The organism is Rhodococcus sp. KBW08 (genome assembly GCF_003852455.1).
Lineage (GTDB): Bacteria > Actinomycetota > Actinomycetes > Mycobacteriales > Mycobacteriaceae > Rhodococcus_F > Rhodococcus_F baikonurensis.
The window spans coordinates 296,531-313,264 of record NZ_QAJJ01000005.1 but is presented as its reverse complement, the minus strand read 5'-3'; the positions used below and the strand labels follow the sequence as shown (position 1 = coordinate 313,264).

The 16,734-nt window shown below is 63.5% G+C and carries 14 protein-coding genes; 8 read left to right on the top strand and 6 right to left on the bottom strand.

Annotated elements, in window-relative coordinates; all coding sequences use genetic code 11:
• Window position 1: 1 nt before the first annotated feature.
• The gene (locus DBV08_RS07005) at window positions 2-904 is read right to left on the bottom strand and encodes an SDR family NAD(P)-dependent oxidoreductase (RefSeq protein WP_124566961.1); all 903 of its coding nucleotides are present in this window, start codon (window positions 902-904) and stop codon (window positions 2-4) included.
• A 71-nt stretch (window positions 905-975) separates the two neighbouring features.
• Between DBV08_RS07005 and DBV08_RS07000 the strand changes: the two genes are divergently transcribed.
• Together DBV08_RS07000 and DBV08_RS06995 are read left to right on the top strand one after the other, a co-directional pair.
• Complete coding sequence (locus DBV08_RS07000) at window positions 976-1,266, top strand: putative quinol monooxygenase (RefSeq protein ID WP_003943546.1); 291 nt, start codon at window positions 976-978, stop codon at window positions 1,264-1,266.
• 174 nt (window positions 1,267-1,440) lie between these two features.
• Complete coding sequence (locus DBV08_RS06995; RefSeq protein ID WP_124566960.1) at window positions 1,441-3,060, top strand: ABC transporter substrate-binding protein; 1,620 nt, start codon at window positions 1,441-1,443, stop codon at window positions 3,058-3,060.
• Between the two features lie 73 nt (window positions 3,061-3,133).
• Here DBV08_RS06995 and DBV08_RS06990 read toward each other — a convergent pair whose 3' ends face one another.
• Window positions 3,134-5,446, bottom strand: a complete 2,313-nt coding sequence (locus tag DBV08_RS06990) for a transketolase-like TK C-terminal-containing protein (RefSeq protein ID WP_124566959.1) — start codon at window positions 5,444-5,446, stop codon at window positions 3,134-3,136.
• A 292-nt stretch (window positions 5,447-5,738) separates the two neighbouring features.
• The gene (locus tag DBV08_RS06985) at window positions 5,739-6,059 is read right to left on the bottom strand and encodes a UBP-type zinc finger domain-containing protein (RefSeq protein ID WP_124566958.1); all 321 of its coding nucleotides are present in this window, start codon (window positions 6,057-6,059) and stop codon (window positions 5,739-5,741) included.
• A 26-nt stretch (window positions 6,060-6,085) separates the two neighbouring features.
• On the opposite strand from DBV08_RS06985, the gene DBV08_RS06980 reads away from it, so the two are divergent.
• The 6 genes from DBV08_RS06980 (at window position 6,086) to DBV08_RS06955 (ending at window position 13,737) form a co-directional block, all read left to right on the top strand.
• Entirely contained in the window at window positions 6,086-7,681 is a 1,596-nt protein-coding gene (locus DBV08_RS06980) for a Na+/H+ antiporter (RefSeq protein ID WP_030536674.1), read from the top strand.
• Between the two features lie 182 nt (window positions 7,682-7,863).
• On the top strand, window positions 7,864-9,483 hold the full coding sequence (locus DBV08_RS06975) for an ABC transporter substrate-binding protein (RefSeq protein WP_124566957.1): 1,620 nt from the start codon (window positions 7,864-7,866) through the stop codon (window positions 9,481-9,483).
• Between the two features lie 127 nt (window positions 9,484-9,610).
• Window positions 9,611-10,567, top strand: a complete 957-nt coding sequence (locus tag DBV08_RS06970) for an ABC transporter permease (RefSeq protein ID WP_003943571.1) — start codon at window positions 9,611-9,613, stop codon at window positions 10,565-10,567.
• Window positions 10,560-11,654 carry an ABC transporter permease gene (locus tag DBV08_RS06965; protein ID WP_007735813.1) on the top strand — a complete coding sequence of 365 codons (1,095 nt, stop codon included), beginning with the start codon at window positions 10,560-10,562 and terminating at the stop codon, window positions 11,652-11,654. Before DBV08_RS06970 ends, DBV08_RS06965 begins: the two co-directional genes overlap by 8 nt.
• Complete coding sequence (locus DBV08_RS06960) at window positions 11,651-12,748, top strand: ABC transporter ATP-binding protein (protein ID WP_124566956.1); 1,098 nt, start codon at window positions 11,651-11,653, stop codon at window positions 12,746-12,748. Before DBV08_RS06965 ends, DBV08_RS06960 begins: the two co-directional genes overlap by 4 nt.
• On the top strand, window positions 12,748-13,737 hold the full coding sequence (locus tag DBV08_RS06955) for an ABC transporter ATP-binding protein (RefSeq protein ID WP_095969359.1): 990 nt from the start codon (window positions 12,748-12,750) through the stop codon (window positions 13,735-13,737). Before DBV08_RS06960 ends, DBV08_RS06955 begins: the two co-directional genes overlap by 1 nt.
• Before the next feature lie 6 nt (window positions 13,738-13,743).
• On the opposite strand, the gene DBV08_RS06950 is transcribed toward DBV08_RS06955, so the two are convergent.
• The 3 genes from DBV08_RS06950 to DBV08_RS06940 form a co-directional block, all read right to left on the bottom strand.
• On the bottom strand, window positions 13,744-14,343 hold the full coding sequence (locus tag DBV08_RS06950) for a histidine phosphatase family protein (protein WP_124566955.1): 600 nt from the start codon (window positions 14,341-14,343) through the stop codon (window positions 13,744-13,746).
• 5 nt (window positions 14,344-14,348) lie between these two features.
• Entirely contained in the window at window positions 14,349-15,758 is a 1,410-nt protein-coding gene (locus tag DBV08_RS06945) for a diguanylate cyclase (RefSeq protein ID WP_124566954.1), read from the bottom strand.
• A 71-nt stretch (window positions 15,759-15,829) separates the two neighbouring features.
• A complete protein-coding gene (locus DBV08_RS06940) occupies window positions 15,830-16,726 on the bottom strand; it encodes an alpha/beta fold hydrolase (protein ID WP_124566953.1) in 897 nt (298 codons plus the stop codon).
• Window positions 16,727-16,734 lie beyond the last annotated feature (8 nt).

The following is a 16,734-nucleotide window of genomic DNA, read 5'->3' as shown; positions in this document are numbered from 1 at the left end:
CCTAGATCTCGAACCGAGCTCCGACGCGCATCGACCCGGGAGACAACCGGCTGATCGTGCGTCCGAGCTTGGCTTCGACGGTCACGGGCACGACCGCCTTGTTCGTGCGAACCGCTTTCACGATGGCACTGGCGACTCGGTCGGGGGTGAAGTTGCGCTTGCGGTAGAAGTTGTCGACCTTGGTCTGGTTCTCGAGTTGTTCTTCGGCGGTGGTCCCGGCGAACTCGGTGGTCTTGAGGATGTTCGTGTGCACGAGGCCGGGGCAGATGGTGCTGACGCCGATGCCGTGTGGAAGCAGCTCTGCCCGTAGGCAATCCGAGAGCATGAATACTGCCGCCTTGCTTGTCGAATATGCAGTGAGGGCCTTCTGTGGTGTGTACGCGGCAGCCGAGGACAGGTTGACGACGTGCCCACCGGTTCCCCGGTCGATCATCATCGGGGTGAATGCCCGGCAGCCGTAGACAACTCCCCAGAAGTTGATGTCCATGACGCGCTCGAACTGGCGTTGCTCGGTGTCGGCGAACGTCCCTGAGAACCCGATCCCGGCATTGTTGACGACGATGTCCGGCACGCCGTGATGCGCCGCGACGGTCTCCGCGAACCGGATCACGGCCTGCTCGTCGGACACGTCCACCTGGTAGGCGTGCGAACCGCCACCGAACACCGCTTCGGCTCCGCTGGCCTGAGTGGGTGTGTTGATGAGCGCCGCAGTGTCCTGCGCGCTTTCGAGGTTGATGTCGGAGACGACGACGATAGCTCCCTGGGCCGCGAAGGCGAGGGCCGTTTCACGCCCGATGCCGCTGCCCGCACCGGTGATCACCACCAGCGTGCCGGTGAGATCGCGCAGGCGACGCTGCAACTTCGATCCGCGTCGCCAGCCGGTGACGTCCTTCAGTAGCCCCATTGGTTGCCCTTTTCGTGTGTACGTTTGTGGCGTGCGTCTCTAGCTGACTTCCTCTCTGCGAAAGGTATCCGATGAGCGAGCTTCGTGTAGTTGCAACCATCCCGGCCAAGTCCGGTTCCGAGGACGACGTCCGATCGGCTCTGACAACTCTCGCGGAGGCGAGTCGGTCCGAGGACGGCTGTGTGTCGTACGAACTGTTCGAGTCAGCGGCTGCGCCCGGCACCTTCGTCACGATCGAAACTTGGCGCGGGCAAGAGGAGTTGGATGCCCATATGCAGTCCCCGCATTTGCAGGCAGCGCTTGCCGCTGCTGGTCCGCTCCTCGACGGCGCTCCGGCGATTCATCCGTTGAAAGGCGCCTGAATCAGAATGAATTCCTGACCTTCGCTAAGGGTCTGACCTGCGAATGTCGCTCGAAAACTGACCAATTGTCGCGCTTCATTCCACTGAGCGGGACCTGCGACTAATACCTGTGCCTTAAGTCACAAACTGTCTCGACAATGCTTCACATCACAGTTTCTGACCTGGAGGTTTTGAATGAGTCGCAGTTCTCGGCGCGGTCACCGCAAGGTTGCCGCCGTCGCGCTGGCAGTCTCCGCCGGCCTGTTCGTCTCGTCGTGCGCTGACAGCGGGAACGGGGGTGGGAGCGGCGACGCACCGGACTCCGGTTCAGGATTGTCCATCGGCCCGGTCAACGAGCAATCCGGCGAGGGCGACCCGGTCAAGGGCGGCACGCTCACGTTCAGCGGGTACTCCGCCGTCACGAATCTCGACCCCGCGAAGACTCAGATCGCCGGTTCGGTCGCCGGTTCGGAGTTGGGCGCGATCTACGACACGCTCCTGCGGTACGACCCGGCGTCCAAGGAATTCGTTCCGAAGCTCGCCGAATCGATGGAGCCGAGTTCGGACTTCAAGACATGGACCCTCGAACTGCGCGACGGCGTGAAGTTCAGCGACGGCACCCCGGTGGATTCGGCGGCCGTCTCGGCGAGCCTCAATCGCTACGTCACCAACAAGGGACCGCAGTCGAGTCTGTACGCGTCGAAGGTCGCGTCGGTAGACACTCCGGATCCGTCGACGGTCGTCTTCAATCTCGTCGACCCCTGGACCGGTATCGAGTCACTGCTCTCCACCGGTCCCGGCATGATCGTCGCGCCGAGCGCGCAGCAGGGCGATCAGTTCGCCCCCATCGGTGCCGGTGCGTTTACTCTCGAGAAGTTCGCTCCCAACGAGGAATTGATCCTCGACGCTCGGGAGGACTACTTCGACGGCGCCCCGAACGTGGACAAACTGCGGTTGATCAGCATCGTCGGTTCGCAGTCCACCACCGAATCGCTCAAGAGCGGCGGCACGGACGTCGCGTACATGCGGTCGCTACCGAACGTGCTGGATCTGATCGATTCCGGCTACCCGGGCTTCGTCGACATCCCGTCGCTGTCGTACCTCTCGCTGGTCAACACGGCTCCCGGTCGTCCCGGTGCCGACGTGCGAGTACGCCAGGCCTTGGCCCTCGCAACCGATCCCGTCGCACTCGACAACCGACTCAACGAAGGTAAGGGTCTGCCCGGGCAGGTCATCTTCCAGGACACCTCTCGCTGGCACAACGACGTCGCTCCGATGGGAGTCGACACCGCCAAGGCGAAGCAGCTTCTCGACGAGGCCAAGGCCGACGGTTTCGACGGCAAGATCACTTACCTGACGCTGCAGGAAAATTCGGCGCAGGCGATGGCTCTGGCTCTGCAGTCGATGGCCAACGCCGTCGGTTTCGATTTCCAGATCGAGTACGTCAACTCGGTTGCCGACGTCGTCAAGCGTTTGTACGCCGACCGCGACTTCGACATGGCAACAGGTTCCGCCAACCTCGCGGAAGCCGATCCGTTCGAGCGTCTGTACTCGAACCTCAAGACCGGTGGGCGAAACAACGCCGCGAGTTTCTCCGATCCGGAGATGGATACGCTGCTCGACCAGCTGGGTGTAGCGACGTCGAACGACGCGAAGATCGAGGTGCTCGCCAAGATTCAGGAGCGCGCCAATGAGGTTGTGCCGTGGCAGGTTTACGGCAACACGCCGTGGCTCGGTGTGTGGGGACAGAACGTCCACGGCATTCAGCAGAGTCTCGACGGAATCATGTTCTTCGACAAGGCCTGGAAGAACTAGAAACCTGAAGCACTGACCAGACCCGAGAAGCGTCCCTGCGGGGACGCTTCTCGGCATCGGAGAGTGTGATTGGTCAAGAAGTGAGATCGAGGGCAGCGCGGACGATGCTGTCGGAGTCGAGGCCGTGGTACCGGTAGACGTCCTCGAGTGAACCGACCTGACCGAACCGGCTCACTCCGAGCGCAGCACCCGGAACGTTGTTGATTCCCGTCAGGAACGCGAGGGTGTGCGGGTGTCCGTCGAGAACGGTCACCATCGGCGCGGACCGGCTACTCGGAAAGACCTGATCCAGGATCCACGACGGACCGTCCGCGAGGCCGCGCCGAGACTGGAGTGCTTCGAAGAGCAAGCCCGGGCTGGTCACGCACACCACGTCGGCGGAAATGCCCTGCTCGCCGAGTCTTTCGGCTGCAACCAGCGTTTCGGTGACAGTGGCACCCATGCCGACCAGAGTGACGGCAGGATCAGGGTTGTGTCGCAGTGTGTATGCCCCGGCGACCACCTGACGTCGACGGCGTTCTCGCGCAGCCGGATCGGTCGGCACCGCGGCCAGGGCCTGATCGACCGGACGGGTCGACAGACGCAGATACGACGAGCTGCCGTCGGGGCGGCCGAGGCGTCCGATGCTGTCGAGGAGCGTCCACTCCACGTCGACGGCGAACGCCGGTTCGAAACTGACGCAACCCGGCTGTTCCAGTCCGATGGAGGGGGTCTTGATCGACTGGTGCGCACCACCTTCGGCAGCCAGGGTCACGCCTGACGGAGTGCCGACCATGATCGACTGTCCACCGGCGTAGATGCCGTACGACCACGGTTCGAGAGCCCGCTCGATGAACGGGTCGTACATCACGCCGATGGGGAAGAGCGGCTGGCCCCAGCGACTCCAGGTTGCACCGAGTTCGCCCATCAGCCCGACCAGGTTGGTCTCGGCGATACCGAGTTCCATGTGCTGCCCGGTGGGCTTCTCACGCCAGTGCATGATCGTTTCGGCGTCGTCGGCAAACCAGTTGTGCCGCTCGTCGGGGGACCACACCCCGACCTTGTTCAGCCAGCCTGCCAGGTTCGTGGTGGAACTGACGTCCGGACTCAGTGTGACAACACGTTTCGCGGCGTCCGGCGCTTCGCGGCTGAGGTCGAGCAGCACCCGACCGAGAGCTGCCTGAGTGGTGGACGTGCCGGAGGGAGTGCGGCCGATATCTTTCGGAACTGCCGGAGGCACCAGATGCTCCACCTTGGGGCGAGCCAGGCGCCCAGCGGTTTCGGCGCAGATGCGGCCCGACGGGCTGTCGGTCTCGAACCGTTCCCAGGGCTTCGACGGATCCATGCCGAGTTCCGCCGCCAGGTGCTCGTACTGCTCGATGGTGAGCAGCGACGAGTGGTTCTGTGGATGACCCTGCGTCGGCAGGCCTCGGCCCTTGATCGTGTACGCGATGATCACGGTGGGACGGGTGTCGTCGATCTGCGCGTACGCCTCTCGCAGGGCGTCGAGGTCGTGGCCACCGAGATTGCGGATGGCCGCGAGCACCGTGGCGTCGTCGAGCTCGTTGATCAGCGACGTGATCGCGTCGGCGTCCGCCGCGTCGCCGGGCAGTCTCAGACGTACCTCGTCGGCCGTGCATCGCAGCAGACGCTGATACTCCGGATTCGGCATGTCCAGGATTCGTTCGCGCAACGCGGTGCCGCCCGGCCGGGTGAACAGCGATTCCAGGAGCGCGCCGAATTTCACGGTGACGACCTGCCAGCCGGCGCCCGAGAACATGCGCTCCAGGCGGGTTGCCGCGATGTTCGGGACCACCCGGTCGAGTGATTGGCGGTTGAGGTCGACGATCCACACGATCTCACCCAGTTCGGCAACCGAATGATCGAGAACTGCTTCCCACACAGCGCCCTCGTCGAGTTCGGCGTCACCGACGAGGGAGTACTGACGTCCGGTTCCGGCGCCGCCGAGGGAGGCGTCGACGTATCGGCGTGCGATGGCGCCCCAGATGGGAGCCGTCGCGCCGATACCCACCGAACCGGTCGAATAGTCCACCGGATCAGGATCTTTTGATCGACTCGGGTAGCTCTGCAGGCCCCCGAACTCGCGCAGCGTTGTCAGGTAGGACTCGTCGAGTTCACCGAGCAGATAGTTGATGCCGTGGAGCACCGGAGCCGCGTGCGGCTTGACGGAAACCCGGTCGCCGGAACGAAGTTGGCCGAACCACAGGGACGTCATGATCGAGACCATCGACGCGCACGAGGCCTGATGACCGCCGACCTTGAGCCCGCTGGGATTCGGCCGAACCCGGTTGGCGTGATGGATCATCGCGGTCGACAACCACAGAACGCGCTTCTCGATCTCCGCCAGTGATTCGGGAGCGTTCTGGTTGATGCTGGGGCTGTTCACGGCCGGTCCTGCCTTCAATAGTTGACATCGATCACCGCACCGCCTGTACCCCAGATCGTGGGGCCGACGATGTGGTTGTGATGTTTGGCAGGACTTCCTGAGGCCGAACCGTTCGGTGCGGCAAAGTCCAGCCGCACCTGTCGATCTGTTGTGCAGATTCTGCGTCAAAGTCCATCATCGGCATACGGATTGGGCAATAGCTACCCGACGGATTGAGCAATGTGCGCAACACCGAGGGCTGTGCGCCGTGACAGGTGGGCACTATGCGCAGTGCACTGCGAGTCGCGCGCGGTCAATCCATCAGGTCGTGGACGTAGCACCAGCGCCAGGATTCGCCGGGCTCGTGCGAGCGCATGACGGGATGCCCGGTGTCGCGGTAGTGGTTGGTGGCGTGCTGATGAGGGCTGGAATCGCAGCATCCGACGTGGCCGCAGGACAGGCACATACGCAGGTGAGACCAGTTATCCTCGCCCAACTCGGCGCACTCCTGGCAGACGCCGGGCGTCAGCGCCGCCGGGTCCGTTTCGGGCGCATTGGTTAGTTCCTCGCAACCGGTCGGAGCGGGTGCGGGCTGCTGTGTGCGAGCTGCTGCTCGCTTCAGGATTTTCTTCATCGCCTTCCATACTGCATGCTGCCAGGGTGAACGGCATATTACTGGGGGTTGTAGTAGCGGCGTTGCTGGTGGCGGCGGTCGCGCGAAGGTTCGGGCTGTCTTCGCCGCTGATCCTCGTCCTGGTCGGTTTGATCGCTTGTCAGATACCGGGTGTTCCGGAATTGGAACTCGATCCCGACCTCGTCCTGTTCGTCGTGTTGCCTCCACTTCTTTACTCGGCAGCACTGGACAGTTCATACCTGGCTTTGCGCTCGAATCTGCGTCCGATCGGATTTCTCGCGGTGGGGCTGCCCCTCGCGACGACGGCAGCGGTGGGCTTTGTCGCCTACCTGATCGTGCCGGAGTTCTCGATAGCGGCTGCTCTGGTTCTCGGCGCCATCGTGGCGCCGCCGGACGCGGTGTCCGCGAGCGCAATCGGACGCAAGCTCGGTCTGCCGCGCCGAATCATGACCCTGCTGGGCGGCGAGAGCCTGCTCAACGACGCCACCGCTCTGACGGCGTACAAGGTTGCTCTCGCCGCCGCCGTGGGTACTGGTGCGACGCTGATCGGCGGCTTCGAGACCTTCCTCGTCGCAGCGGTCGGTGGAACGGTGATCGGCCTGGCGGTGGGCTTCGTCATCTCGAAGGTTCGCGGCAAACTCCAGGATCCGGTGATGGAGAGCGGAATCGGATTGGTGGTGCCGTTCTTCACCTACCTGGCTGCGGAAGAGGTCCACGCGTCGGGCGTCATCGCGGTCGTCGTAGCCGGATTGTTCCTCGGCCAGCGCTCCACCCGTGCGAGCTATGCGACGCGTTTGCAGGACACGGCAGTGTGGAGGGCCGTCGACCTGATCCTGGAGTCTTTCGTCTTCCTGTTGATCGGGCTCCAATTGCCCAGTGTCGTCAACGGATTGCAGGGGTACAGCACCTCGATCGTCGTCTGGGCATCGGTTGCCGTTCTCGTGACCGTCGTGGTGGTCCGGATCGCCTGGGTGTTCCCGTTCACGTACGTACCGCGTTGGCTGTCTCCCCGTATCCGAGCGAGGGAGCCGGAGATTTCGGCGCGGGCAGTGTTCGTCGTGTCGTGGGCCGGTATGCGAGGGGTCGTGTCGCTGGCTGCTGCCTTCGCCATTCCGTTGACGGTCAACAGTGGTGAAGACTTCCCGGGCCGTTCGCTGATCCTGTTCCTGACGTTTGTCGTCGTGGTCGGCACGCTGTTGCTGCACGGCCTGACGTTGCCGTGGGTCATCCGTGTCCTCGGCGTGCAGGGCGATGAAGAGCAGTCGGACGCACGCGCCGAGGCGGCGGCTCAGGACAAGGCTGCCCGCGCGGCTGCGGCGAGGCTGGACGAGTTGGTCGGAGCCGACGCCGACGACGTCCCTCAGGTCCGCAATCGCGCCGCCGACATCTTGCGAAGCTGGAACACTCACCGCGCGAACTCGGCGTGGGAGCGGCTCGGACGCAGCGACGAGGATCTGGGGGAGAGCCCGTCGAATGCCTTCCGCTCGCTGCGCCTCGAGATGATCGACGCCGAGCGAGGTGTGTTCATCGCCGAGCGCGATGCGGGCCGGATCGACGACGAGGTTCTTCGGAAGGTGCTTCGAGAGCTCGATCTCGAGGAAGCCACGCTCGACCGAGACTAGACCGGCTGGTCTGATGTCGGTGAGGGTATTCGCTGGCCAGGGTCGGTTTACCTGACCGTTGAGGCCTGCAACTTAACCGATTCCACTGAGCGAGACTCGATCCAATTTTCTGTGCCTCCCGTCACAGACTGTTTCGTGTTCAACATCACGTCACGGTCTTACCCCGCCTTGGAGGCATTCGAATGAGTCGTAGTTCCCGCCGCGGAAGTCGCAGATTGGCTGCGGCTGCGCTGGCGATCACCGCAAGTATGTTCCTGGCGTCGTGCGCCGACAACGGCTCGAGCAATGGCGGCGGCGAATCCGCTGATTCCGGTTCCTCGCTGAAGATCGGCATGGTCAACGAGCAGGCCGATCCCGGTACTCCCACCAAGGGTGGCACGCTGACGTTCAGCGGCTACTCGGCAGTCACGACTCTCGATCCCGCGAAGGCTCAGGTTGCCGGCGCCACCGGTGGCAGCGAACTCAGCGCCATCTACGACGTGCTCATGCGTTACGACCCCATCGCGCAGAAGTTCGAGCCCAAGCTCGCCCAGTCGCTCGAAGCGAGTTCGGACAGCAAGACTTGGACGCTGAAGTTGCGCGACGGTGTGAAGTTCAGCGACGGAACGGCTTTCGATTCGAAGGCCGTCGCGGACAGCATCAACCGTTACGTCACCAACAAGGGACCGCAGTCGAGCCTGTGGGCTTCCAAGGTCGCCTCGATCGACACCCCCGATGCGACGACCGTCGTCTTCAATCTCGTTGATCCGTGGACGGGCATCCAGTCGATGCTCGCCACCGGACCCGGCATGATCGTCGCCCCGAGCGCCCAGCAGGGTGACCAGTTCACCCCGATCGGTGCCGGCGCCTTCACCCTCGAGAAGTTCGCTCCCAACGAGGAACTGCTGTTGGCCGCTCGCCCCGACTACTACGACGGCGCACCGAACATCGACAAACTCAAGCTGATCAGCATCGTCGGCGCTCAGCCCACCGCTGAAGCTCTCAAGACGGGCGGCATCGACGCCGCGTACATGCGTACGCTCACTCCGATCCTGGATCTGATCGAGTCGGGTTACCCCGGCTTCGTCGACATCCCGTCGCTCGGCTACATCGCGAACGTGAACATGGCCCCGGGCCGCCCGGGATCGGATGTCCGTGTCCGCCAGGCGATGGCGCTGGCCGTCGACCCGGAGACGCTGAACACCCGCGTCAACAACGGCAAGGGACTGCCCGGCCAGGAGATCTTCCAGGACACCTCGCGCTGGCACAACGACGTCGCACCGATCGGCGTCGACCCCGCGAAGGCGAAGGAACTGCTCGATCAGGCCAAGGCCGACGGCTACGACGGCAAGATCACCTTCCTCTCCATCCAGGAACCGTCCGCGCAGGCAACGGCGCTGGCGATCCAGGCGATGCTCAACGCAGTCGGCTTCGACGCTCAGATCGAATACGTCACCGGTGCAGGTGATCTGGTCAAGCGGATGTACGCCGATCACGACTACGACATGAGCACCGCAGCACTGAGCCTCGCCGAGGCCGATCCCTACGAGCGTCTGTACACGGGCATCAAGTCCGGCGGCCGTAACAACGCGACCGGCTACTCCGACGCCGAAATGGACGCTCTCCTCGACAAGTTGGGCGTCGCAACGACCGACGACGACAAGAAGGCAGTCCTGGCCCAGATCCAGGAGCGCGCCAACGAGACCGTCCCGTGGCAGGTGTGGGGCAACGTCGCCGCACTCGATGTCTGGAACCAGAACGTTCACGGTCTCGAGCAGAGCCTCGACGGAATCGTGCTCTTCGACGGAGCTTGGAAGTCCTAGAGAGCCTGAAGTTCACGGCCGGCCCCGCGCCCATATCGCAGCGGATCGGGGCCGGCTGCGAACGAAGAAATGAAATCAGAGGAACTGCTGTGTATTGCGAGCTCGCTGTCCGAAGGAGACGAAATCGATGAACATCGGCGCAATAGGTAAGAAATTGGGCCAGCTCGTCATTGTGATCCTGATCGTCAGCTTCGGAACCTTCGTGCTGGCATCACTGATCCCCGGCGATCCCGCTGTCTCCGTTCTCGGGGAAGGCCGAACGCCTGCCGAGTACGAGGAAGTTCGCCAGCAGCTCGGGCTCAACGACCCACTCCTGGTTCGCTATTGGGACTGGCTGACCAGCGCTCTCCAGGGCGACCTCGGCAACTCGCTCGTTCCCCCGCAGCAGGACGTCCTCACCGCGATCAGTTCCGCTCTCCCCGTCAGCGTTCAGTTGGCAGTGATGGGTCTGGTCATCGCCCTCGTCGTCGCAGTTCCGCTCGCACTCTGGTCGGCGCACCACGAGGGTGGCGTCATCGACCGCGTCATCAGCGCCGCGACGTTCGGTGTTCTGTCCGTCCCGAGCTTCCTCGCCGGTCTGTTGCTGATCATGGTCACCGTCAACTGGCTCGGCTGGTTCCCCCGATCACAGTGGGTGCGCATCGGAGACAGCCTCTCCGGAAACCTCTCACACGCAATACTTCCCGCGATCACCATCAGCCTCCTCGAGATGGCGATGTTCACTCGCGTTCTCCGCTCCGACCTGGTGACGACGCTCCGTGAGGATTACATCCTCGCGTCGAAAGCGAAGGGAATGCCCACGCTGCGAGTGCTTTTCAGTGACGCGCTTCGCCCGTCGTCGTTCTCGCTCATCACGATGATGGGTCTGGCTCTCGGCGGCATGATCGGCAGCACCGTGATCGTCGAGACGCTGTTCTCGCTGCCCGGAATGGGCACGCTCATCGTCCGCGCAGCGCAGCAGGGTGATTCACCGATGCTGCTGGGCGCGGTGGTCGTGATCGCGGTCATCTACGTCCTCGTCAACAGCGCGATCGATGTTCTGTACACCTATCTTGACCCGAGGAGTCGTCGTGTCCATGTCTGAAGTGACGCCAGACGGAGCGGCCCCGTCGCCGGCCCCGTCCGAGGTGATGACATACCGGCAGCAGACAGTCCTGCTGGCTCCCGGTCCCGTCGAGACGTTGGAACAGCCCAAGAATCTGGTCCTGATCGGATCGATTCTCACGGTGGTCGGCGTTGCGCTGCTCGGCACCGCACTCTTCGGTTCGGCCATCATGATGACCGTCCGCATCGTGCTCGCGCTCGTTGCCCTGGTTTTCCTCTTCAAAGGTCTCGGCAAACTCGGTACGTCCAAGTGGGGCAGTCAGTTCGATCTCTCGTACTGGCTGGCATGCATCTGGCTGGTCGCACTGATCCTGGCCGCGATCTTCGCACCGCTGCTGCCACTCGGTGAGTACAAGGACACGGTCAAGACCTTGGCCGAGCCGGGCTTCGCCTCGCCGAGCCTGCTGTCAGATCACCCGTTGGGTACCAACAACTTCGGTCTCGACCTGCTTGCCCGCGCTTTGTTCGGTGCTCGAGCATCCTTGACCGTGGCCATCTGCGCCGTACTGATCGGCATGATCATCGGCGGAACCATCGGCGTCATGGCCGGTTACTTCCGCGGCAAGGTCGACGCAGTCGTCGGAATCCTGACCAACTCGCTGCTGGCCATTCCTTCCCTGGTGCTGTTGATCGCACTGGCGGCGGTGCTCACGTCGAACCTGCGCAACATCACCCTCGCACTCTCGATTCTCTGCATTCCCAGCATGGTTCGAATCGCCAGGGCCAACACCATCGTCGTCGCCCAACGGGAGTTCGTGCTTGCCGCGAGGGCCATGGGTGCCACCAAATGGCGCGTCATCTGGCGTGAGCTGGTTCCCAACGTCCTCGTCCCCGTCGCCGCGCTCGGCCTGGTGGCCGTCTCCGGCCTGATCGTCGCGGAAGCGTCACTCAGCTTCCTCGGGCTCGGTATCGCACAACCAGATCCGACGTGGGGCAACATGATTGCGGAAGGTCAGGGCGGGATCGTGGAGAAGCATCCGTTCATCGTCCTGGTACCAGGCGTCTTCCTCTTCCTGACGGTGTTCTCCTTCAACCTCATCGGCGAGAAGTATCGGAGTAAGCTGTGACCACTTCAGCTCAGCACGACGTTCCGCTGCTGCAGGCGGACAACCTCAGAACCGTATTCGCCACTCCCCGTGGCCAGTTGCGAGCAGTCGACGGCGTCTCGATCCACGTCTCCGCCGGCGAGACTCTCGGCATCGTCGGTGAATCCGGTTCCGGCAAGTCGGTTCTCGGACGCACCATCATGGGATTGCTCCAGAAGGGTCCGGCTCTCGACATCACCGGAACGGTGACGTTTGCCGGCCGCGACATGTCGACCATGAAGAAGTCGGAGATGAAGCATTTCTGGGGGCCGGAGATCGCCATGGTCTTCCAGGATCCGATGACCTCGCTCAATCCGTTCAAGCGCATCGGTACCCACATCACCGAATCCTTGAAGTTCCACCTGGGTCTGAAGAAGGACGCGGCCCGCGATCGCGCTGCGGAACTCCTGTCGATGGTGGGCATCCCCGAGCCGAAGCGTCGGCTCGATCAGTACCCGCACGAACTGTCTGGCGGTATGCGACAGCGCGTCGTCATCGCGATGGCGCTGGCCTGCGAGCCGAAACTGCTGATCGCCGACGAGCCGACCACCGCCCTCGACGTGACCGTGCAGAAGCAGATCCTCGATCTGCTCGCCTCGCTCAACGACAAGCTCAACATGGCCGTCATCCTGATCAGTCACGACCTCGGTGTGGTGTCGGGTCGATCGGATCGCGTCGCGGTCATGTACGCCGGTTCCGTCGTGGAGACGTCGGCAACAGAAGAGTTGTTCACTCGTCCGCGTCACCCCTACACCGAAGCGCTGATGGCCGCGATTCCGCGACTCGAATCGCCGACGCACACAGTGCTGCAGACAATCCCGGGTGGACTTCCGGACATGACGAAGCCGATCACCGGTTGCCGCTTCGCTGCGCGTTGCCGTTACGCCCAGGACGACTGTCTGACCGGCGACCCGGCTCTGGCTCCCGGCGGTCCGGGAGACAACACAACCGAAAGCCACACGTTCGCGTGCCACTACCCGGTCGATACCCCGGAAGGCACAACGGCATTGGTCGCCAACGAGAAGGCCGGTACTACCGCAGCGGGCCTCTCGCTCGCGGTGAAGGAGATGGTCTGATGACTGCAGCAACCGATACCAGAAAGCCAGAGACGGTGGACGCGGCCCTGACGGTCGAGGACCTGGTCGTCGAATTCAACGTCGGCAAAGGGCAGACCGTTCACGCGGTGTCCGGGATCAGCTTCACCGTCGCTCCGGGCGAAACCTTGGGCGTGGTCGGTGAATCCGGCTGTGGCAAGTCCACGGCGGGCCGGGCGATCATGCAGCTGCCCTCACCGACGTCGGGTTCCATTCGCCTGGGTGAGACGGAAATGACGGCACTGGGCGCGGAGGAATTGCGTCGCAGTCGCACTCAGTTGCAGATGATCTTCCAGGATCCGATCTCCTCCCTGAACCCTCGTCGCAAGGTCAAGGCTCTCATCACCGAGGGTCCGTCGATCTGGGGCGGAAAAGACAAGGCCGCCATCGAAGCTCGGGCGCGCGAGGTTCTTGCCGAGGTCGGGTTGGACCCGGACATGGTGTGGGACCGAACCCCGCGCGAGCTCTCGGGCGGACAGTGCCAGCGTGTGTGCATCGCCCGCGCATTGATGCTCGATCCCAAAGTCCTGATCTGTGACGAGCCGGTCTCGAGCCTCGACGTCTCCGTGCAGGCGCAGATTCTGAACCTGCTCGAGGATGCGAAGAAGCGTCACGGGCTGTCTTTGCTGTTCATTGCGCACAACATGGCCGTCGTGAAGAACATCAGCGACCGCGTGATGATCATGTACTTGGGCCGCGTCTGCGAAATCGTTCCGGCGGAAGACATGCAGAACCGTGCGTTGCACCCGTACACGCAGCTACTGCTGTCGTCGATTCCCGATCCTGACGCCACCGTCACCGCGGCGCAGAACGTCGAGCAGAAGGTCATCGAACTGCCGTCGCCGCTCAATCCGCCCAGTGGCTGCCGGTTCCGCACGCGGTGCCCGCTGGCCACCGATCTCTGCGCGGAGGAAGTCCCCGAACTTCGTCTCGTCGAGGGCGGACACCAGGTGGCGTGCCACAACGTGTGAGTTGTGCTAGACGCGCAACATGTTTCGCACGTGACCGGTTTCGTTGATCGACCCGACCCTTCGGCTTCCATTCCGGGAAACAAGAATTCGAGTGACGGAGACGTACTCGATCGGGAAGGTCAACGGACGCTCCAGCCCGAGCAGTTCCTGCAGAACGATGTTGACGACGCCGCCGTGGCAGAAGATCGCCACGGTGGCGTCGTTGTCGGTCGCCGCGACCACGTCGTCGATCGCGCCGAGTACTCGCTCGCGAAAAGCGTCGCCGTCCACCGACTCGGGTAGCCATCCGGCCTTGATGCGCGCATACGTTTCCGGTGCGCGTTCCAAGACCTCGTGCATCGGGATGTAGTGGGGCTGCTCGTAGTCGTATTCCGCCAGACCTTCGAGCTGGGTGACCGGAAGTTCCAATGCCTGCGCTACCGGGTCCGCGGTCTCGAGCGCACGCTTCTGCGGGCTGCTGAACAGTCCGGTGATCCGGTACGGCGCCAGTGCTGCGGGCAGCCGACGTGCCTGGGCGCGGCCTTCGTCGGTGAGCGAGGGATCGGCGCGGCCTTCGGTGACCTCGGCCAGTTCGGGGAGCGCGTGTCGGATCAGGAGTAGTTGCACCCACGTCACCTTGCCATGTAGAGATCGAACGCCACCACGAGGTTTCGGCCTTCGCGTTTCGCCTGGTACATCGCGTTGTCGGCGATGTCGAGCAAGGTCTCCATCCCCGGCATCGCCCGGTCTACCCAGGCGACGCCGATACTGACCGTCCCCGCGAAGCCGCGAATGGAACGGGCGTGGGTCTCCTGGGTCTGCCGGATACGCTCCGCGAGCTGGATGGCTTCCTCGAAGGTGCAATCGGCCATCGCGACGGCAAACTCCTCACCGCCCAGGCGGCCGGAGAGGCCGAGCCCTTCGGTGGTGGCGAGGAGGGTGTTTCCGAATTGTTCGAGGACTGAATCGCCGGTGAGGTGGCCGAGGTTGTCGTTGATCGATTTGAAGTGGTCGAAATCGAGCATCATGACGGCGATCGATCGTTGCGCTGTGTGCTGGGTGTCGAGGAGTTCCTGCGACCGGGTCAAGAACGCGTGCCGACTCAGTGTTCCGGTCAGGGCGTCGCATTCGGCGATGCGTTGGAGTTCGCGCTCAGCGCGCCGCTGCGCTCCCGTGGCGACGGCTACGGCGATGGGGGAGAGTGCCATCAAGATGACGGAGATTCTGGTGGTCACGCCTTCGCTCAGCAGGTGAACCGGATCTGCCAACGCCAGGCGCCCCTTGCCCGCCATGACCAGCGCCCACGCACTCCATCCGGCTGCCAGGAGCGAGGTGCTGAACAGCGAGACGCGCATCGCGCACCACAGGAGCGCCGGCATCGGAAGCAGCAACGCGAGGGCGCCCTGCACCTCCAACGCGAGCGGCAGACAGGCCAGGAGTGCGGCCAGCGGCGCGAGGATCTGTGCGAGCCGCCTGAGCCGGAGGCTTTGACGTACCGAGGGCCCGAGAGTGCGAAGAATGTGTTCGAGCGTCGGTGCCGAAAGAACGATCGGCAGCACGATCAGATACGTACACAGGTCGGCGAAGAACCACCCCACCAATTCCGTTGCCGCACCACTTCCTTCGTGGAGTTGAGTGCGGAGTGCGCTGGCGGACCCGGCCGTCAGAGATGCCAGAACCGAAACGAGAAAGATTCTGGTGGTGTACTTCGCTTCGGAGACTCGCTGTGGAAAGCAGCCGAGCAAGTTCGCGGCGATCAATCCCGTCGTGACTCCGACCAGGTTGATCGCATTCAGTTCGAAGGCCCGCTGTACGGGGCTTCCGGTCGCAAGATCCGCTGTCATCAGCGCGGCGCCGCCGACAGCCAGTCCGATCGGCGCGAACGAGCGAGGGTTACGAAGGAGAATGCCCAGAAGGATCGCGTTGGCGGGCCAGAAGGTCGAGAGAAACCCGGGCGGACGGGCGGCGATGCCCGCCAGAGCGACTACGAGGATCGCCACGAAAATCAGGCACGAGCGCACCTGACGTGTCGAACGGTCCATGGTCAGCCTGTCGTAGAAAGCAGAAGCTGTCCGAGACTAGCAATGATCCGGCTACTGTCCGAGTTGTAACTTTAAGTGTCATCCCGACGGTTCGGCTGCGTGAGGCGCCGGATCAAGTTCGCCAACTCCTCTGGCTGATCGATCATGGCGTGGTGATGCGCCGGGCGTAGGACGTGAAAGCTCCCGCCGAGGTAGGTGGCGAGTTTCTGCTGCTTTGCCATCCACGCGATGGACCAGGGAGTGGTGTGGCCCGTGTGAGCGGCAACGACGCTGAGGTCGATGTCGGGCAAGGGGTGCTTGCTCGACCGTCGTAAAGCGGTGAGTTCCAGCGCCATATCGGTGTACGCGACGTATTCGATCATCGCCGCTTCCAGATAATGAGGCTCGCGGTAGATCTTCCGGACCCATTCGAGGGTGGCTTCGGACGAGCCGCTGGGCGGCACGGACTGGTTGAGGATTTTGCGCGTCGTGGTGCCGAGGAGGCGTTGAAGTCCGGTGGTGCTGAAGGAGGCCGCGGCAGCCCGGGAGGCGATCAGGAGAAGGTCGCGGGGGAAGAGACGTTTCGGCTCTTTCTCGGCGCTCGAATCGAGAAGCAGCATGCCCGCTGCCCGGTCCGGAAACAAGCGGGCGAAGCCTTCGACGTAGAAGCCGGCGATGGAGTGGCCGACCACCACAGCCGACCCCGTCAGTCCCAGTGTGTCGAGGACATCGCGGATCCGCTGAGCTTCGCCGCGGACGGTCGGCACGTCGGACGACGGTTCGCTGAGCCCGAAGCCCGGTCGATCGAAGCGGACGACGGTGTGGTCCGACTGAAGATGACGTGCGCAGTCATCCCAGTCGAACCAGTTGCCCGCCAGCCCACCGCACAGGACGACGACGGGGCCGTCGCCCTCGGCAAGAACGTGCAGTCGGCTCTCGCCGACCTGCAGGATCTCGCCCGGTGGTTTCACGTGGAACAATTCCGGCACGCGAGAAT

Bases quoted from the DNA above. Each gene is read 5' to 3' on its own strand.
- DBV08_RS07005 (WP_124566961.1), bottom strand. From the start codon at position 904: ATGGGGCTACTGAAGGACGTCACCGGCTGGCGACGCGGATCGAAGTTG.
- DBV08_RS07000 (WP_003943546.1), top strand. From the start codon at position 976: ATGAGCGAGCTTCGTGTAGTTGCAACCATCCCGGCCAAGTCCGGTTCC.
- DBV08_RS06995 (WP_124566960.1), top strand. From the start codon at position 1,441: ATGAGTCGCAGTTCTCGGCGCGGTCACCGCAAGGTTGCCGCCGTCGCG.
- DBV08_RS06985 (WP_124566958.1), bottom strand. From the start codon at position 6,059: ATGAAGAAAATCCTGAAGCGAGCAGCAGCTCGCACACAGCAGCCCGCA.
- DBV08_RS06975 (WP_124566957.1), top strand. From the start codon at position 7,864: ATGAGTCGTAGTTCCCGCCGCGGAAGTCGCAGATTGGCTGCGGCTGCG.
- DBV08_RS06970 (WP_003943571.1), top strand. From the start codon at position 9,611: ATGAACATCGGCGCAATAGGTAAGAAATTGGGCCAGCTCGTCATTGTG.
- DBV08_RS06965 (WP_007735813.1), top strand. From the start codon at position 10,560: ATGTCTGAAGTGACGCCAGACGGAGCGGCCCCGTCGCCGGCCCCGTCC.
- DBV08_RS06955 (WP_095969359.1), top strand. From the start codon at position 12,748: ATGACTGCAGCAACCGATACCAGAAAGCCAGAGACGGTGGACGCGGCC.
- DBV08_RS06945 (WP_124566954.1), bottom strand. From the start codon at position 15,758: ATGGACCGTTCGACACGTCAGGTGCGCTCGTGCCTGATTTTCGTGGCG.